The sequence below is a fragment of the Sorangium sp. So ce119 genome (genome assembly GCF_051524405.1).
Lineage (GTDB): Bacteria > Myxococcota_A > Polyangia > Polyangiales > Polyangiaceae > Sorangium > Sorangium cellulosum_G.
The window spans coordinates 985,480-1,002,699 of the sequence record NZ_CP150310.1; the positions used below are offsets into that span (position 1 = coordinate 985,480).

A 17,220-nucleotide genomic window follows, 5' to 3' on the forward strand; every position below is an offset into this window, starting at 1 on the left:
CCGGCGACGGAGGGCCCGGCCCGATCTTCCAGAGAGGCGACGCGGAGCGACCGATGTCGGTCGTCGCGGCCGTCGGCTGGGTCGCGGGCGTCACCTTCCTGTTCCTGTGGCTGCTCGGCGTCATCGCCTCGTTCCGCCCGGCGCCGGAGCTCGACGTCGTCAGCAGCTTCGCGTGCCAGGCCGCGGCGTACCTGCTCGGGCTCTTCGGCGTGCTCCAGCTCCACGCGCCGCGCGCGTCGATCCGCGAGTTCGTCGGGCTGCGCAGGACGCACGCGGCGTTCTACCCGCTCGCGGTCGCGCTCGGCTTCGCGCTCGAGGGGCCGATCGCCGCCCTCTACGAGCTGATCGAGCGGCGCTGGCCGTCGGGGATCAACGACGCGGAGCTCGTCCGGGTCTTCGTCGAGGCGAGCGCGGTCGAGCGCGCCGCCCTCGGCCTCATCTTCATCGCGCTCGGCCCGGCGCTGGAGGAGGTCTTCTTCCGCGGCGCGCTCGCCCGCCCGATGCGCTGGAAGCACGGCGCCCCGCTCGTCATCGCGACAACGGCCGCGCTCTTCGCGGTGGCCCACGTCGAGTGGCAGAAGTTCCTGCCGATCGGGATCTTCGGCGTCGCCCTCGGCGTCCTCCGGGTCGCGAGCGGCTCGCTCGCGCCGTCCATCCTGCTGCACGCGACCTACAACGCCATCCAGTGCTTCGCGCTCCTCACCGCGGCGGACGCGGGCTCCGTCAACGAAGTGCCCGCCGCCGCAGGCGCGGCGCTGCCCGAGACCACGGCGATGCCGGGGTGGCTCGTGGCGGCGAGCTCCGCCTGCGCGCTCGTGTTGATCGCGCTCGCCTGCGCCCTCGGCAACCGCGCCGAGGGGGCAGCGCGCGCGAGGGAAAAGGACCTCTCATGATGCCGGCTGTCGAGAGCCAAGGCGGCGGCGCGAGCCGAACCGCGCAGATCGCAGCGGGGGACGGCGACGGCCGCGCCCCGCAGACCGTGACCGTGGAGGGCAACGGCGAGGGGCGCGCCGCCCCGCGCGGCGGGGCGCGGCGGGCCCGCGTCAGCCTCTGCCTGCCGGGGGGCGGCCTGACGGGCGCGCTCTACCAGATCGGCGCGCTCGCGGCGCTCGAGGACGGGGTCGAGGGGATCGACAACCAGAGCTTCTCGCTCTACATCGGGCACGGCAGCGGCGCCGCGGTGGCGTCGGCCCTGGCCGGCGGCATCCCGACCGAGCGGCTGTACCGCGCGCTGCTCGATCCGGTCGACAACTTCTTCCCGCTGGAGCGTGGCCACCTGCTCCAGATCGACGTCGGCGAGTGGCGGCGCGCGCTCAGCACCAGCATGGTCGCGCTCCGCCACGCGATCGTCCGGCTCACGACCCGGGGCGACGCGACGCCGAACGCGCCGGCGCAGCAGTACCTCTTCGAGCAGCTCGATCGCTTCAACGACTCGCTCCCCGCTGGCCTCTTCCGGCTCGATCGCTACGAGCGGTTCCTCGCCGAGTTCTTCCTGCGGCGCGGCATCCCGAACTCGTTCCGCGCGATGCCGCGGACGCTGCGCATCCCGACGCACGACCTCGACTCGGGCGAGCGCGTGGTCTTCGGCGCCGAGGGGCTCGACGACGTCCCCGTGTCGCTCGCCTGCGCGGCGTCGCTCGCGCTCCCGCTGTTCTTCTCGCCGGTGCGCATCGACCATCGCCACTACCTCGACGGCGGGCTCGGGCACGTGGCGCACCTCGATCTCGCGCAGGACGCCGGCGCGGATCTCACGATCGTCGTGAGCCCGCTCGTGCCCGTCTCCACCGCGCACCGCCCCGTCCCGACCGGGCACGGCGTGCGCGAGAGCGTGCGCGACAAGGGCATGCTCTGGATCTTCAACCAGGCGATGCGCATCGGCGCGCACACCCGGCTCCACCAGGCGGTCGGGCAGACGCTCGCCGAGGGCAGGATGCAGGTCCTCGTGCTCGAGCCCGCGCCGAACGACGCGATGCTGTTCCTCCACAACCCGGCCAACCTGCGCGCGCGGCGCGCCATCCTGGAGTACGCCTACCGCACGACGCGCGAGCGCATCGCGCTGTGGATGGAGAAGAACCGCGCCGTCGTCGAGGCGATGGGCTGGCACGAGGCCCGGACATCGAGCCCGTCCGCCGGCTGAGGCCGACGCAGCCGGCCGGGGACGCCTCAGCCGGCGAGCGACGAGAACAGGGCGATCGTCAGCGTTTCGGCCGGGACGTTGACGCGGGCCCGGGGGACCGCGACGCCGTGTAGGTAGCGCCAGCCCTCGCCGTCGTGGAGGAAGTCGGAGAGCTCGATGAACGAGCGATCCGCGCCCGCCTCGAAGATCTGGGCGAGGAACAGCACCGACGCGGAGCTGCCGCCCTGCGTGCTGTCGAGGATCTTCAGGCCCCGGTACCGGAGGTGGTGCATCGTCACCTTCAGCTCGCGGAGCACCTCGTCCCTGTCGCGCCCGCGGTCGATGTGGCCCATGTGCAGCGTGTGCCACAGGTACGCGGCGTCCCCGACCGCGAACGCGGCGTACCGCGAGCGCATCAGCGCCACGGCGTCGGGGGCCTCGCGATCCCCCAGATGGAACGGGGCGCAGCAATCGCGGTACGAGCGCCCCGTGCCGCACGGGCAGGGGCGGGAGAGGGTGCCCTGGCCAGGACGAGCATCTCGGGTCATGGGCGTTCTCTACACGGGTTCGTGCCGCGGTGCAGCGCCCCGGCGCCGGCGGCGCCGCCGCGCGCGGCCCCCCTCGAAGGGCTCGGCGCGACCCCGGGGCGAACCCACTTGCAGGGCGCCGGCGGGGACGGTAAGGCGGGCGGGACGTATGCCCGCAGCGCGCGCTCACGCTGCGGCCCTCCTCCTGGCCCTGGCCCTGGTTCTGGGGGGCTGCAAGCGCCAATACGCCATCGGCGATCCCGTCCTCGTGATGTGGGAGGGGAACGTCTACCCGGCCCAGATCATCGAGGTGGTGAGCCCGACCAAATTCAAGGTTCACTACCAGGGATACGACGACATCTGGGATGAAGTTGTACCCCGTGAACGGATCCGCGGCCTGGTCGAGGGCAACGTGGTCCACCCCCCGCCGCCGCCGAAGGTCCGGAGCAAGGGGCTACAGGCGTCGCAGACGAACGTCTACAAGATCGGCGACAGGGTGCGCGTCGAGTGGCACGGGCAGATGTACCCCGCGGTCGTCACCGGGATCGTGGGGCAGGAGCGCTACCGCATCCACTACGACGGCTACGGCCCGGAGTGGGACGAGACGGTCGGACTTTCCAGGATTCAGGCCAAGTAGTTGAATTTATCGCGAAGAATCATTTTCCCCCTGGCGCTGGGGATGATGCCGAATTAAGAGCCGCGCCGAATTTCTGACTGGGCGATCGCAAGAGTGCGTCCGCCCGGCTGAGGTTCAAAGCGTGCCGCACGCCCTCCACGGGCACGCCCTCACGGGTGCGCGGCGGGGAGCCTTCTGTGATCAGCGATCTGTCCAAGCTGCGCAATATCGGGATCAGCGCCCACATCGATTCGGGCAAGACGACGCTGACCGAGCGCATCCTCTTCTACACCAAGCGAATTCACGCCATCCACGACGTCAAGGGCAAGGACGGCGTCGGCGCGAAGATGGACTCGATGGATCTCGAGCGCGAGCGCGGGATCACCATCCAGTCCGCCGCCACGCACTGCTTCTGGAACGGGCACCAGATCAACGTGATCGACACGCCCGGGCACGTGGACTTCACGATCGAGGTCGAGCGCGCGATGCGCGTGCTCGACGGGGCGATCCTGGTCCTCTGCGCCGTCGCCGGCGTGCAGAGCCAGTCGCTCACCGTCGACCGCCAGATGCGCCGCTACGGCGTGCCGCGCATCGCGTTCGTGAACAAGTGCGACCGCGCGGGCGCGAACCCGCTGCGGGTGCGCCAGCAGCTGCGCGAGAAGCTCAACCTGAACCCGGTGCTGCTGCAGCTCCCGATCGGGCTCGAGGACAAGTTCGAGGGCGTCGTCGACCTCGTCGCGATGAAGGCCTACCGGTTCGAGGGGGCGAACGGCGAGAAGATCCTCGTCGGCGAGATCCCGGCCGACATGGCCGACGAGGTGAAGGCGGCGCGCGAGGAGATGCTCGACGCGCTGTCGATGTACTCGGACGAGCTCACGGAGGCGATCCTCGAGGAGCGCGTCACCGAGGAGCTGCTCAACAAGACGATCCGCGCGGCGACCGTGAAGCTCCAGATCGTCCCGGTGATGATGGGATCGGCCTACAAGAACAAGGCCGTGCAGGTCCTGCTCGACGCGGTGACCCGCTACCTGCCGACCCCGGCGGACATCACCAACAAGGCCGTGGACGTCGAGAAGAACGAGGCCGAGGTCACGCTGTCGAGCGACCCGGAAGCGCCGCTCGTGATGCTCGCGTTCAAGCTCGAGGACGGCCGCTTCGGCCAGCTCACGTACATCCGCCTCTACCAGGGCAACCTGAGCCGCGGCAAAGAGGTCACGAACATCCGCACGGGCAAGCGCCACAAGGTCGGCCGGCTCGTCCGCATGCACGCGGACGAGATGGAGGACATCGAGGGCGCGAGCGCGGGCGACATCGTCGCGATCTTCGGCATCGACTGCAACTCCGGGGACACGTTCACGGACGGCAGCGTGAGCGTCGCGATGACGTCGATGCACGTGCCCGACCCGGTCATCTCGCTGACGGTGACGCCCAAGGACAACAAGGCCCAGGCGAACATGTCGAAGGCGCTGCGCCGCTTCACCAAGGAGGACCCGACCTTCCGCGTCGGCGCGGATCCGGAGAGCGGCGAGACGATCATCCAGGGCATGGGCGAGCTCCACCTGGACGTCTACATCGAGCGCATGAAGCGCGAGTACTCGGCGGAGGTCGTCACGAGCCCGCCGCGCGTCGCCTACCGCGAGACGATCACGCGCCGCGTGGACTACAACTACACGCACAAGAAGCAGACCGGCGGCTCGGGCCAGTACGGCAAGGTCGGCGGCTACATCGAGCCGTGGGAAGAGGCGCCGTTCCGGTTCGACGACCAGGTCGTCGGCGGCGCGATCCCGCGCGAGTTCATCCCCGCGGTCGAGAAGGGCTTCGTGTCGATGCTCGCCAAGGGGCAGCTCATCGGGGCGCCGGTCACCGGCGTGTCCGTCACGCTGAACGACGGCGCGGCCCACTCGGTCGACTCCTCGGACATCGCCTTCCAGGAGGCCGCGCGCGGCGCCTGGCGCGAGACGTACCCGAAGGCGGGCCCGCAGATCCTCGAGCCGCTGATGAAGGTCGCGGTCGAGGGGCCGAGCGAGTACCAGGGCGGCATCGTCGGCATCCTCATGCAGCGCCGCGGCATCATCATCGGTTCGACCGAGGCGGACGCGTTCTGCCGGGTCGAGGCGGAGGTCCCGCTTTCCGACATGTTCGGGTTCTCGACGGTCCTTCGTTCTGCCACCCAGGGCAAAGCCGAGTTCACGATGGAGTTCTCGCGCTATGCTCCCCTTCCGACGGCTCTCTCTGAGGAGCTCATCAAGAAGTACCGGGAAGAGCAGGCCAAGAAGGCCAAGTGAGGGGGGCGGCATGTACCGCAAAGAGGTGAACGAGCGGAGCCCCATGCGGGTCTTCGAGGGGTCGATGCACGGCGGGCTCGGTCGCGGGAACGTCGGCGTCATCGTCTCTCGGCCCGGCGTGGGCAAGACGGCGTTGCTCGTGCAGATCGCGCTCGACGACCTGCTCCGGGATCGCCGGGTGCTGCACATCTCGCACGAGAACGCGGTCGATCACGTGCGCGCGTACTACGACGAGATCTTCCACGATCTCGCGCAGTCGATGCGTCTGGCGGAGCCGGAGGCCGTCCGGCTCGAGGTCGAGCGGCACCGGCAGATCTACTCGCACCTCGGACATGTGAAGGCCTCGACCGACTCGACCGAGGAGGCGGCGCGGCTGTGGGTGGAGAAGGTGCTCGAGACGGTGGGCTTCGCGCGCGGCGTCGCCCACTTCGAGCCCGACGTGATCATCGTCGACGGCTTCGACGTGGCGGTCGCGTCGGAGGCGGCGATGGAGACGCTCGCGCGGCTCGCGAAGGAGCGCTCGGCCGAGGTGTGGGTCGCGGCCCAGATCGACGAGCCGGGCGCCCCGGGCAAGCTGCCGGCCGCCCTCGAGAAGGTCGAGCGCCACGTCGGCGTGGTCGTCTACCTGCAGCCGGAGCGCGACGTGGTTCGCCTCCGGCTGCTCAAGGACCACGGCAACAAGGACCTCGCCGATCTCCACCTGCGCCTCGATCCGCACTCGATGCGGGTCGTGGACGAGGACGTGCGCCCTCCCTCGGAGCGGCCGAAGGACCCGCGGCAGTTCCGCCTGCACTCGGGCGGCGCCAAGGGGGCGGAGGCCGAGTTCGGCGCGTGCGCCGAGCGGTACGGCGTGCAGGAGATGAACTACAGCTTCGAGGGCCACCGGCTCCTCGAGCGGCAGCGGGGCGTGGTCGTCCTCGGGGACGACGAGCTGCGCAAGGGCGACTTCAGCCTCGTCTACGTGTCGCGGCGCCTCGGCCGCGTGCTGAGCGAGATCCCGCTCGTGCGCAACATCCTCCAGACGATCTGGCACCAGATCAACGCGGCCAGCCAGGTCTTCGTCGTGGGGACGCTCCAGGACGACGGCACCGTGCGCGGCGGCACCGGCTGGGGCGCGGAGCTCGCGCGGCTCTGGAAGAAGCCGCTGTTCGTCTACGATCAGGAGAAGCGCGGCTGGTTTCGCTGGAGCGGCTCCGCGTGGGAGATCGCGCGGCAGCCGAGCATCACCAGCGAGAACTTCGCCGGCATCGGCACGCAGGACCTGAACGACGCCGGCCGCGACGCGATCCGCGATCTCTTCGCGCGGAGCTTCGGCGACCCTGGCTGAACCGAGGCGCGCGGGCACCCCGCCCGCGCGTGATCTCTCCCTCGCGCGTGGCGTCCGCCGCGCGCGAGGGGCGTTTCCTCTCCATGTCGCGGTCGAGCCGGTGACCTCGCGCGCGGAGGCGCAGCTCGCTTGTGCGGCCGTGCCGGTGATGTCGCCGCGGGACGCGCAGCAGGCCGGCGCCGACCTGCTGCGCCGGGTCGCTCAGGACGCGTGCTTCTGGATGAGCTGGGCGAGGCGGGGGACGGCGTCTTCGACGTTCTTCTTCGCCGAGCCGCGCAGCTTCTCGTAGGTGCCGCGCACCACGCCGCTCGTCGACGTCTTCGCCTTGTCGTCGGTGACGCTGAGGAGCGCGTCGGCGACGCGCGAGCGGTTCGTGGTCAGGTACGAGCTCGCGTTCCCGCTGCCCGTGGCCTCGGTCCAGAGGGGGTCGAGCTTCTTGGCGAACTCGGGCAGGAGCTTCTCGACCACCTGGGCGATGAAGCCGGGCTTGATGCCCTTCACGGCCGCGTAGCCGGCCTTGACGGCGAGGCCGGAGAGTCCGCCCTTCGAGGCCACCTCCTCGTCGACCAGCGTGCAGCAGTCGGCGATGACCTGGGATTTCTTGTTCGCGTCGAGCAGCGCTTCGCTGAGACCCATTCTCGATATCCTCCGGGCGCTTCGGGGCCAGACGTGGCCCCCCAACCCTTGTCCGCGTGACCCCCGGCAGGGAGCCCCGACCCGTCGGGCGGACCGGCGGCCCGCTCCCGACCACATCGAAGCGCGGCTCTTACCACAGCCTCTCAGGGGGAGGCATCGCAAGCGCCCGCACGGGAATCCTTCGGCCCTGGACGGCCCTCGCGCCTCCTCGGCCGTCCGGGATGGCCGCGAAGCGCTGGCCCGCGCGCGATCCTCCGGTGCGCGAGCGCCGAGACCGCATGCACGGCCACCGCGGGCACGCCATACTCGGTATGTAATCTAAATCACAGTTTCGGTGTGGTGGGCGCTCGCCGCTGTCATGTGGCGGGGCCCGCGGGGGGCTCATGGACGTCTACTGCGAAGTCTGCGGGATCGTCACCACGGTTTCGAGCGACGCGCGCGGCGGGTCCGCGCTCGAGTGCTGGGTCTGCGGCGGCGCGATGTTCCGCGCGCAGGGGAGGATCACGGGGGCGCCGCCGGCGTCGGAGCGCTCGGTCCGGCCTCCTCCTCCGCTCCGGCGGTCGAGCGCGCCCTCGGTGCCGCGGGACGACGACGACCCCACCATCATGGATCTCCGATCGCTCGCCCTGAAGTCGTTCGTCGCGGCCCATCCCGCCGCGAGGACGGCGATCGCGCCGGCGGCTGCGTCGGTCGCGCCAGGCGCGAGCCCGGGGGCGCCGGGGGCGAGCTCGACGGGGTTGGCCGAGAGCCCGGTGGTCGACGCGCCGCCGAGCATGCGCGACGTGCTGCGGCTCCACGACGCGCTCGTGCCCGTCGCGCCGCGCGCGCGGGCGTGGGATCGCGCCCGCGTGCGCGCGATCGTGGCGGCGTCGCTCGCCTGCGCCCTGGCGATCGCGGTCGTGCTCGCGCTGGTCGTCGGCCAGAGGTCGCGCGCGCCGGGAGCAGCGCTGCCGCTCGGGGCGCAGCGCGGCGTCTCCCGGGCAGGGGAGGTCGCGCGCGCGGTGAGCGCGTCGGTCGAGGCGCCCGCCCACGTCAGGAGAGCGCCGCGCGCGCCGGAGACGCGGGGGCCTGCGGCGGGCGACGGCGAGGCCAGCGCCGTCGCGCCCGGCGCGGCGCCGCAGCCGCGCGCCGCCGTGAAGGCGAGCGCCGGCGCGGCGTCCGCTGGCGGCGCTCGCGCGACCCCCGCCGCTGGAGCCGGCGCGACCTCTGCTGCCGGCGCCGGCGCGGCCTCGGGGAAGGGGACGCCCGCGCGCCAGCCCGCGTCGGCGCCTGCGTCCGAGGAGGCGCCGCGCCCCGCGCCGCCGGTCTCGCTCGCGGACGCGATGGCCGCCGCGGTCGCCGACCCGCCGCCCCCCGCCGCCGCAGAGGCGCAGCCGAAGGAAGACGCCGACGAGTAGCGCGCGGTCGGCCCACGTCAGCGCCGCGCGCTCGGCCGACGTCAGCCCCGCGCCCCCGCGCGCCTCCGCCGCGCGAGGCCCACCGCGGCGGCGGCCGCCGCGAGCAGCGGCCACCGCCCCGCGCCCTCGGCGGGCGCGAGCCGGCACCCGCAGCCGGCGTCGTCCAGCACGCCGCTGCCGCCTGCTCCGCCCGCGCCGCCGGCCCCGCCGCTGCCGCTCGCGGGGCCCCCTCCTGCGCCGCCGCCCCCGGCGCCGCTGCCGCTCGCGTCGCCCTCGTCGAAGTACGCGCCGCAGGCCGGCCCGACGACCAGCCCGTCGCGCGCCGCGAGCGCGAGCGCATAGACGCCCGCGCCGAACCCGATCATCGGCGCGTTGAACTTGTAGGCGCCGCTCGTCTCGTCGTACGTCTCCGCGATGGCGAGGTAGTTCGCGGCCGACTGATCGAGCACCCACCGGAGCAGCCGGTCCGAGCGCGCGTCGTCCCCCATGAGCCGCGCGGCGACCGCGCCGCGCAGATCGGTCACGACCCACTCGGCGCTGTCGTACTCGCTGCCCCAGGGGCTCAGGTCGTCCGCGCCGGCGTGATCCGTGCGATCGTCGTTCCGCGACCACCCCGCGCCCGCGGGGGCGCGCAGGTGCTCGTCGAGCCCGGCGAGCGTGGCGGCGGCGATGCGCCCCCGCGGATCGAACAGGCCCATCGCGATCCCGTCGAGCACCGCCGCGTCCCAGTAGCCCGCGCCGGACACGACCTCCTCCAGGCTCGCGCCGAGCGCGCCCGAGGCGTCCGTGAGCCGCGCGGCGATCGCGGCGCGCAGCTTGTTCGCGGCGTCGCGGTACCCGGCGGCCCGGTCGGCCTCCCCGCGGCGCTCCGCGATGGCCGCCGCGTCGCACAGCCCGCGCGCCGCGGTGATGCTGGTGTACGCGAACGAGCGCTCGCGCCCGTTCCAGTGCGTCTCCCAGATCGACGAGTCCTTCCGGATGAGACCGGTCTCCGGATCGAGCAGCGCGACGAGCGCGTCCGCGACCTTCCCCGACGCGGTGGCCCAGTGCTCGTCCACGAACGCCGTGTCTCCGGTGAGCTCCTCGTACTGGCGCAGCGCCCAGAGGAACAGGCCGAACCCATCGAACTCCAGGTTCGGGCCGAAGCCGTTGAAGTCCGTCTCCTCGACCCCGAAGCCGTGGTAGCGCACGAGGCTGATCTGGTACGGCGGCATGTCGTACGGCGCGAGTTCGTTCCAGTCCTGGAACCGCCCCGCCTCCGCGCCGAGGTAGTAGCCCAGCGCGTCGCGCGCCTCTGCCTTCATGCCGAGGGCGGCCATCGCGACGGTGGCGTAGGCGCCGTCGCGGATCCAGGCGACCGTCCACTCGCCGGGCGGGAGGCTCGCGAGCACGGCGCCGCGGCCGCGGTGGGCGACCGTCGCCGGCAGCGCGGCGGGCTGGCCGCCGAGCGTCGCGCCGAAGCGCGTGGTGCGCGGCTCGAAGTCCCGCGTCAGGTGCTCGCGCAGGAACGCGTGGCTCTCGCGGGACTGCGCCATCCGGAGCATCACGGCCGACTGCCGGAGCAGGACCTCCTCCTCGGCCGTCGTCGTGGGCGGCACCTGGATCGCGCCCTGGAACGCGCGGTACGCCGCGATCTCGTCCGCCACCACCTCCGCCGCGCCCTTCGCGCCGAGGTACGCGTCGAGGGCGCCCTGCACGATCGGGTCCGCCGCGCCCGAGGGGTCGCCGTGGTGCGCGAACACGACGCCGACCCACCGCGCCTCGCCGGGGCCGATGCTGCCGAGGTCCCACTGGAACGCGCTCACGGAGCCGTCCGCGGTGGGCGCGGCCCCGTCGAGGTCCGGCAGGTCGGCGACGGCGCCGGCCTCGACGATCCGGTAGACGTCGAGGTCCGGCGGGCTGCTCGCGCTGGAGGCGCCGTGGCGCGCGGCCGGCTCGAGCGCGCGCGCGACGACCACGCCCGCAAAGGCGCGCTCGAGGAAGTCGCGCCGGCCCTCGCCCCCATCGTAGGCGACGGTCTCGCCCGAATCGCCGATGTCGGCCATCACGCCCGGGCGCCCGAAGCCGAGGTGGAGGTTGTGCAGCGAGAAGGCCGCCACGTCCTCTGCCGCCGCGTCGCCCAGGTTCTGGACCCGCATCGCCATCACGAAGCCGGCCTGCTCGAGGCCCTGCGGCGCGAAGAAGAACTGCGCGCACTCGAGGTTGCCGACCCGCTGCACCATCGTGACGACGCCGGTGCCGCCGCGCTGGCCCTCGGTCCAGCCGGCGTAGCCGCTCGCGTCGAGGTCGACCGGGACCTCGGTGAGCCACCGCTGCTTCCCCTCGGAGCGCAGCCCGAAGTACGCGTCGTAGAGCAGATCGCGCGTGGGCACGACCTGCGGCTGATTGCCGACCCAGACCTCCTCGCCGCGCTCGTCGAGGAGCGGCTCCTCGGTGCCGAACAGGTGCTCGCGGAAGTGGGTGAGCCGCGCCTGGCCGAGGTCGAGGAGCACCGCGCCGAACCCGTTCGACGACGGCAGCTTGAAGAACGTGCGCTTCACCGGCGCCTCGGCCCGCGCCGCGGCGGGCGCGGCGAGCGCGACCGCCGCCGCCGCCGCGACGCCGAGCAAGAGGGCCGCGGCGCCCCGGATTCCCGGGGCGCGAGGCCGTTCAGATCGTTGGTGGTCCAAATATTCCCGTGCGAGGTCCGGGCGATGCATCGCGGCACTTTACAGGAATGCTCAACATCCCGGCGCGCCGGCCCGCCAGCGACCGCTCAAAATGCTGCAACGCGCTCCGCGGCGTGGTAACGGCATGCCCATGACAAAACTGCCTGCGTTGATCCTCGTGGTCTTGGCGCCGCTTGCAGCGCTGGCGGCCGGCTGTGGCTCCGATCCGCAGCCGCCGCCGAACGTCGGCGGCGACGTCGCGCCTCCCCCGCCGGCGCAGCCCGCAGCGCCTGCCCCGAAGCAGGACACCGCGAAGCCGACGAGCGGGTCGATCCGTATCGACGACAAGATCCTGAAGGCCTGCGGCGATCTGCCGACCGCCCGCTTCGCGTTCGACTCGACGCAGATCGAGGGCGAGGCGGCGAGCGCGCTCGACGCGCTCGCGCGCTGCTTCGCCTCGGGTCCGCTCAAGGGCAAGGGGATGAAGCTCATCGGCCACGCCGATCCCCGGGGTGAGACGGAGTACAACCTCGGCCTCGGCCAGAAGCGCGCCGGCAGCGTCGCGGAGTACCTCAGCACGAAGGGCGTCGAGCAGGGCCGCATCGCGACCTCGTCGAAGGGCGAGTTCGAGGCGACCGGCACGGACGAAGAGGGCTGGGCGCGCGACCGAAAAGTCGACATCCTGCTGGCGGAGTGAGCCCGGCGCGGTGCGCGCGGCGCTGCCTCAGCGCGCGGCCGCGCGGCGTCGATTGACGACGTTGAAGAGAGGGCCGCGGCCGCGCTCCCGGGCGACAGAGGGGGCCGCGGCCGCAAACCGCACTGAACGGGGCCGCCCGCGGATCCCCTGACGAGCCGATTCCCTGACCGAAGAGATCGATATGGCCTTCCAGCAAAGCGTCCCCGAGGCGGCGACGGCGGTCCCGATCAAGCTCGACCCCGTCTCCCTGATCCTCCACGCCTCCGGTCCCGTCTTCCTGGTCGTCTGGCTGCTGATCTTCGCGGCCATCCTCGTGTGGGTGATCGCCGTCCTCAAGGTCCTCCAGCTCGCCCGGCTGTCCTCGCAGCAGGCGCGGTTCGAGCAGGAGTCGGCCCAGGCCCACTCGCCCGATCAGCTCTTCGCGCTCGCGCAGCGGCACGCCGACGCGCCGGGCGCCCGCGTGGTGCTGGAGCTCAGCCGCCGCGTCGGGACCAGCAAGCTGCTCGACTCCATCGCGAAGCGCGCGATCGTGACCGAGACGCAGCGGGCGAGCTCGCTCATGCCGACGCTCTCGTCGATCGCGGCCGCGTCGCCGTTCATCGGCCTGTTCGGCACCGTCTACGGGATCATGGACGCGTTCCTCCGCATCGGGCAGCAGAAGAGCGCGTCGCTGCCCGTCGTCGCCCCGGCCATCGGCGAGGCGCTCATCGCGACCGCGATCGGGCTGTTCGCCGCGATCCCCGCGGTCATCGCCTACAACGCGATCAACAAGCGCATCGACGACCTGCTCTCCGCGCTGGAGGCCGCCAGCGAGGGCTGGGTGGAGATCGCGTCGCTCTCCGCCGTCGCGCGGGGGATGCAGGAGTCCATCCCGCTGGCGCTCCAGCGGTCGAGCGACCGGCCCACGCCGGTGATGCCGAAGAGCTGAGGGGCGGGGCCGATCATGGCGATGTCGGTCGGAGGGGGGCGCAGGCGGCGCGGCGGCGGCTTCAGCGAGATCAACGTCACGCCGCTCGTGGACGTGATGCTCGTGCTCCTCGTGGTGTTCATGGTGACCGCCCCGCTGCTCACGGCCGGGCTCCGGGTCGAGCTGCCCAACGTCTCCGCCGAGGAGGCGCCGACCAAGGACACGAAGCTCGTCGTGACCATCACGAAGGAAGAGAAGATCCTCTTCGGCGAGGACGACGCGACCGCCGACATCGAGGGCGTGCTCGCCTCGAACGGCCGCGTGCAGAAGGAGAAGGAGCTCTACATCCGCGCCGACAAGGACGCCCGCTACGGCGCCGTGGCGCGGGTCGTCGCCGCCGCCCGGGCCGCCGGGGTCGAGGGGCTGAACCTCCTCGTCCAGCCGGAGCTCGAGCCCGAGGGCGCGTCGCCGCAGCCCGGCGGTGCGGCGACGGGCAACGCCAAGGGGGCGGCGCGGCCGGGCGGGGCGGCGCCGTGAGCGCGGCCGCGGCGCGCGCGCCAGGACCGCGGATGCCGTCAGGGCAGCGCCGGCCGAGGAGCGACTTCCGCCCGCGGGACATCGCGATCGCGGTCGCGGTCGCGGTCGCCGTGCAGGCGGGCGCGGCCGTCGCGATCAGCCTGGCGGATCTCTCGCAGACCGCGGCCGCGCCCGAGATCGACAAGGGCCCGAGCGTTCCGGTGAAGGTCATCCCGGTGCTCGACATGGACACGCCGCTGCTCAAGCTGGGCGGCAAGCGCGACCGGATGAAGCTGCCGGACCGGTGGGTGCGCCAGACGCCCAAGCCGCGTGTCGAGCAGAAGGCGTTCGTGTCGCCGGACGCGGGCAAGACCGCGGAGGACATCCCGCCCCCGGAGGTCAAGGTCGCCGACGCGGGCACCGCGCCGCCGCCGCCCGACGCCGAGATCGCCAAGCAGGTCGACATCGAGCTCGATCAGAAGACCGACGCCGCCCCGGCCCCGAACGTCGACCAGGAGGGGCACGCGGACGGCGTGAAGGAGGGGACGGAGACCGACCCCCTCAAGGCGCGCGCGGTGGACCTGTACCTGGCGCGCATCGCGGGCTGGTTCTCGAGCAGGTTCCGCGTGAGCGGCTCGGGGCTCCCGCCGGAGGAGCTCACGAAGCACCGGCCGCGCGCGGTGATCGTCCTGTCGGACGGGCAGATGGTGAGCTACACGCTGACGCCGAGCGGGAACCCCGTGTTCGACGCGGCCGCGCAGGCGACGCTCGAGGGGGCGAAGGGGCAGGCGCTGCCGCCGCCGCCGGAGAACTATCCCGATCTCGGGCAGAAGCAGGTGAGCGTCACGTTCGTCTGTAGGGAGAACACATGCGACTAGCTCGATACGCCCTCGGCGCCCTGGCGCTCGCCGCCGCCGCGCTCGCTGCCCCCCCTGCTCCGGCGCAGGCGCCTGCTCCGGCGCAAGCGCCTGCTCCGGCGCAGGCGCCTGCCTCGACGGCCCCGCCCAACCCGGACGAGCTGCTCGGCCACATCACGGTCGTTGCCGGCGCGTCGCGCCCGCTCCCGAAGATCGGCGTCCTGCCGTCGCTCGTCTCCGACCCCGAGGACGTGACGCTCCACAGCGTGGTCCGGCGCGATCTCGAGCTGTGCGGCGAGTTCGAGGTGCTGCCCGACAGCGCCGCGCCGGACGGCCTCTACCTCTCCGACAGCCCCGTGGACGTGAAGGCGTGGTCCGGGAAGGGGGTCGAGGCGGTCGTGAGCGTGCGTGGCAAGAAGGTCGGCCCCGACAAGGCCGAGCTCGTCGGCCAGGCGTTCCTCGTGAACCGCGGGCAGGCCCCGGTGTTCGACAAGAGGTTCATCGTGCCCCTCCGCGACGTGCGGTTCGAGTCGCACCGGGTGGCGGACCAGCTCATCGGCGCCCTCACCGGCCAGAACGGCGGCTTCGCCAGCCACATGACGTTCGCCTCGGGCTCCGGCTCGCTGCGCCGCGTCTTCACCATCGACGCCGACGGCCACGACGCCAGGGCCATCTCGCCGCCCGATCAGACCGCCATCGCCCCCGCGTTCGGGAAGAACGAGCAGCTGCACTACGCGGCGAGCGTGAAGGGCGATGAGTACAAGATCTTCACGCCGGCGGGCGGCCCGATCTCGCTGCCCGTGAAGGGATCGGTCTATGGCATCGCGTTCTCGAAGGACCGGGCGCAGGTGGCGCTCAGCATCGGGGTGGGCTCGACGATCAAGCTGTTCTCGGGCCCCGATTTCCAGAGCATCAAGCCGGTGTCCGACGTGGGGATGGCGCTCCACCCGGCGTTCTCGCCGACCGGCAAGCTCGCCTTCTCCGGCGAGGGCAGGTACGGACAGCGCATCTACGTGGGCGGCAAGGCGATCTCGCCGGACGGGCTCTTCGCGTCGGCGCCGACGTTCTGCAACCACCCCGACGGGGTGAAGGCGGTCTATGCCGTGGGCGTCGGAAAGAACACCGACCTCGTCGTTTCGGGGGAGACGGGCGGCGGCCTCGCGCGGCTGACCCAGAATCAGGGTCGGAACGGATACCCGGCCTGCAGCCCCGACGGGCGACTTGTGGCGTTTTTCTCCACGCGCACATCCGGGGAGGGGCCAGGTCTCTACATCATGCGCGTCGATGGGCAGCGCCCGAAGCGGATCTCCAACCTGCTGGGCGACTCGCTCCGCTGGGACCCGCTGCCGCCCGGCAAGGCCGTCGAGGCGAAGAACTGACCCGACCGGCGGCGCTGTCCGCGGCCGTCGACCGACGTCGAGCCCGCCGGTGGTGCGCAGGCGCGGCGCACGGCGCGCCGCCGCTGCACGCCGCATCGAGGCGTCCGGCACGCTCGATCTGCCGAGCGCTCCTGTTCCTCGAAAGCCACGCTGGCCGAAGGCGAGGCGTGGACATCCGGCGCGCTCCGCGCCGGTGAGCGCCCGCACCGCTGGCGCCACGACCGTCCTGTTTCCCAGCAACTTCTGCTGCCTGGACACGTCTTTCAGGTGGGCAGTTCCTGCGCGCTGCTGCGGGCCGGTGCGGAGCGCGAGGCGAGGCGATGCCGCGGTCGCCATTCCGCTTCTTTGGCCCGCTGCGTCGGTCGCGGTTAGCCTCCGGACTGCTCACGGGGGAGTTGGCTGGAAAATTGCAGCAAGCCGCCCCGGTCAGCGAGCGAAACAGAAATGGAGAAGAGCATGGTGTCGAGCCGCATCTGGACCGCCCTTGCGATCGCGGGAGCTTGCTGCGTCGGTGGCTGCAGCTCGGAAGCGGCGGTTCAAGAAACCAGGATCAGCGAGCAGGGGGGGTTCCGGGACCCGGAGCTCCGGCTCGCCTCGGTCGAGGACGGGGGCTATTGCGGCGCCGAGGTGCTGCGCTGGCAATACGACGAGGCCGCTTCGACGCTGCGGCTCGCGGATTCCCGGCTGATGCTCGATTGCTGCGGCAAACGCGCGATCCACGTCGAGAGGATCGACAGCCTCTACGAGATCACCGAGCGCGACGAGCCGGACGGCGGCGAGGGGCGTTGCCAGGAGCAGTGCGCATTCGACCTCTCCGTCGGCGTGCAGGACGTCCCGAGGGGCGAGGTCTACGTGAAGCTGCTGCGCGACGTCGTCGATCAGCAGGGTGGCCCCGCCGTGGTCTGGAGCGGCTCTCTCGATCTCGATGTGGCCGCGGGGGCGGTGGTCCTCGACGACTCCCCCGCCGATGCCGGCTGCCAGGAGCAGAGCCCGCCGCGCCGTCGCCCCACGACCGTCGCCGCACGATGACCGCGGCTCCCGCGCCCCTCGTCAGGTGCTGAGTCCGACGCGACCGGCAAGGGGTCGCGGGCACATCTGCGGGCACCGACGCACGGTAGGATGACCGAACACGTCGACCGACCATGACGTTGATGGTCGGAGAACCGAGCGCACTCTACCACGAGTGCCTGGACAGTCAGAAGAGAAACGAGTACAACACGTGCGAATGTGCGTGCGGCTGCTCCGGGGTGCGGTGCGCGCGCGGCCCGTGCGTTCGATGGCCTGAGGCTGAGTCCGAGGCGTCGCCGTGGAG

15 protein-coding genes are annotated in these 17,220 nt (G+C 72.2%); 12 read left to right on the forward strand and 3 right to left on the reverse strand.

Annotated elements, in window-relative coordinates:
- The first annotated feature begins 53 nt into the window (after positions 1-53).
- The gene (locus tag WME76_RS03930) at positions 54-893 is read left to right on the forward strand and encodes a CPBP family intramembrane glutamic endopeptidase (protein WP_437958877.1); all 840 of its coding nucleotides are present in this window, start codon (positions 54-56) and stop codon (positions 891-893) included.
- A complete protein-coding gene (locus WME76_RS03935) occupies positions 890-2,137 on the forward strand; it encodes a patatin-like phospholipase family protein (RefSeq protein WP_437958878.1) in 1,248 nt (415 codons plus the stop codon). The genes WME76_RS03930 and WME76_RS03935 overlap by 4 nt, the downstream gene beginning before the upstream one ends.
- A 26-nt stretch (positions 2,138-2,163) precedes the next feature.
- Here the strand turns inward: WME76_RS03935 and WME76_RS03940 are convergent, their stop codons facing one another.
- A complete protein-coding gene (locus tag WME76_RS03940) occupies positions 2,164-2,664 on the reverse strand; it encodes a YchJ family protein (RefSeq protein ID WP_437958879.1) in 501 nt (166 codons plus the stop codon).
- 148 nt (positions 2,665-2,812) lie between these two features.
- Between WME76_RS03940 and WME76_RS03945 the strand changes: the two genes are divergently transcribed.
- The 3 genes from WME76_RS03945 to WME76_RS03955 all read left to right on the forward strand — a co-directional run bounded on the left by WME76_RS03945 (position 2,813) and on the right by WME76_RS03955 (position 6,871).
- On the forward strand, positions 2,813-3,280 hold the full coding sequence (locus tag WME76_RS03945; RefSeq protein WP_061619282.1) for a Tudor-knot domain-containing protein: 468 nt from the start codon (positions 2,813-2,815) through the stop codon (positions 3,278-3,280).
- A 176-nt stretch (positions 3,281-3,456) separates the two neighbouring features.
- A complete protein-coding gene (gene fusA / locus WME76_RS03950; RefSeq protein WP_437958880.1) occupies positions 3,457-5,544 on the forward strand; it encodes an elongation factor G in 2,088 nt (695 codons plus the stop codon).
- Positions 5,545-5,554: 10 nt separating this feature from the next.
- A complete protein-coding gene (locus tag WME76_RS03955) occupies positions 5,555-6,871 on the forward strand; it encodes a hypothetical protein (protein ID WP_437958881.1) in 1,317 nt (438 codons plus the stop codon).
- 201 nt (positions 6,872-7,072) lie between these two features.
- Here WME76_RS03955 and WME76_RS03960 read toward each other — a convergent pair whose 3' ends face one another.
- Positions 7,073-7,507, reverse strand: coding sequence for a DUF6918 family protein (locus WME76_RS03960; protein ID WP_437958882.1), 435 nt, complete (start codon positions 7,505-7,507; stop codon positions 7,073-7,075).
- 383 nt (positions 7,508-7,890) lie between these two features.
- Here WME76_RS03960 and WME76_RS03965 point away from each other — a divergent pair, with 383 nt between their 5' ends.
- Positions 7,891-8,904 (forward strand): hypothetical protein, encoded by a 1,014-nt coding sequence (locus WME76_RS03965; RefSeq protein WP_437958883.1) that lies wholly within the window; start codon positions 7,891-7,893, stop codon positions 8,902-8,904.
- Positions 8,905-8,945: 41 nt separating this feature from the next.
- On the opposite strand, the gene WME76_RS03970 is transcribed toward WME76_RS03965, so the two are convergent.
- Positions 8,946-11,513, reverse strand: a complete 2,568-nt coding sequence (locus tag WME76_RS03970; protein ID WP_437958884.1) for a glycoside hydrolase family 15 protein — start codon at positions 11,511-11,513, stop codon at positions 8,946-8,948.
- Positions 11,514-11,730: 217 nt separating this feature from the next.
- On the opposite strand from WME76_RS03970, the gene WME76_RS03975 reads away from it, so the two are divergent.
- The 6 genes from WME76_RS03975 to WME76_RS04000 all read left to right on the forward strand — a co-directional run bounded on the left by WME76_RS03975 (position 11,731) and on the right by WME76_RS04000 (position 16,937).
- Positions 11,731-12,249, forward strand: a complete 519-nt coding sequence (locus WME76_RS03975) for an OmpA family protein (protein ID WP_437962070.1) — start codon at positions 11,731-11,733, stop codon at positions 12,247-12,249.
- A 181-nt stretch (positions 12,250-12,430) separates the two neighbouring features.
- Positions 12,431-13,177, forward strand: a complete 747-nt coding sequence (locus tag WME76_RS03980) for a MotA/TolQ/ExbB proton channel family protein (RefSeq protein ID WP_433933415.1) — start codon at positions 12,431-12,433, stop codon at positions 13,175-13,177.
- Positions 13,178-13,192: 15 nt separating this feature from the next.
- The gene (locus WME76_RS03985; RefSeq protein ID WP_433933416.1) at positions 13,193-13,693 is read left to right on the forward strand and encodes a biopolymer transporter ExbD; all 501 of its coding nucleotides are present in this window, start codon (positions 13,193-13,195) and stop codon (positions 13,691-13,693) included.
- A gap of 32 nt (positions 13,694-13,725) precedes the next feature.
- Entirely contained in the window at positions 13,726-14,550 is an 825-nt protein-coding gene (locus WME76_RS03990) for a TonB C-terminal domain-containing protein (protein WP_437958885.1), read from the forward strand.
- The gene (locus WME76_RS03995) at positions 14,541-15,908 is read left to right on the forward strand and encodes a tolB protein (protein WP_437958886.1); all 1,368 of its coding nucleotides are present in this window, start codon (positions 14,541-14,543) and stop codon (positions 15,906-15,908) included. Before WME76_RS03990 ends, WME76_RS03995 begins: the two co-directional genes overlap by 10 nt.
- Before the next feature lie 444 nt (positions 15,909-16,352).
- A complete protein-coding gene (locus WME76_RS04000; RefSeq protein ID WP_437958887.1) occupies positions 16,353-16,937 on the forward strand; it encodes a hypothetical protein in 585 nt (194 codons plus the stop codon).
- Positions 16,938-17,220 lie beyond the last annotated feature (283 nt).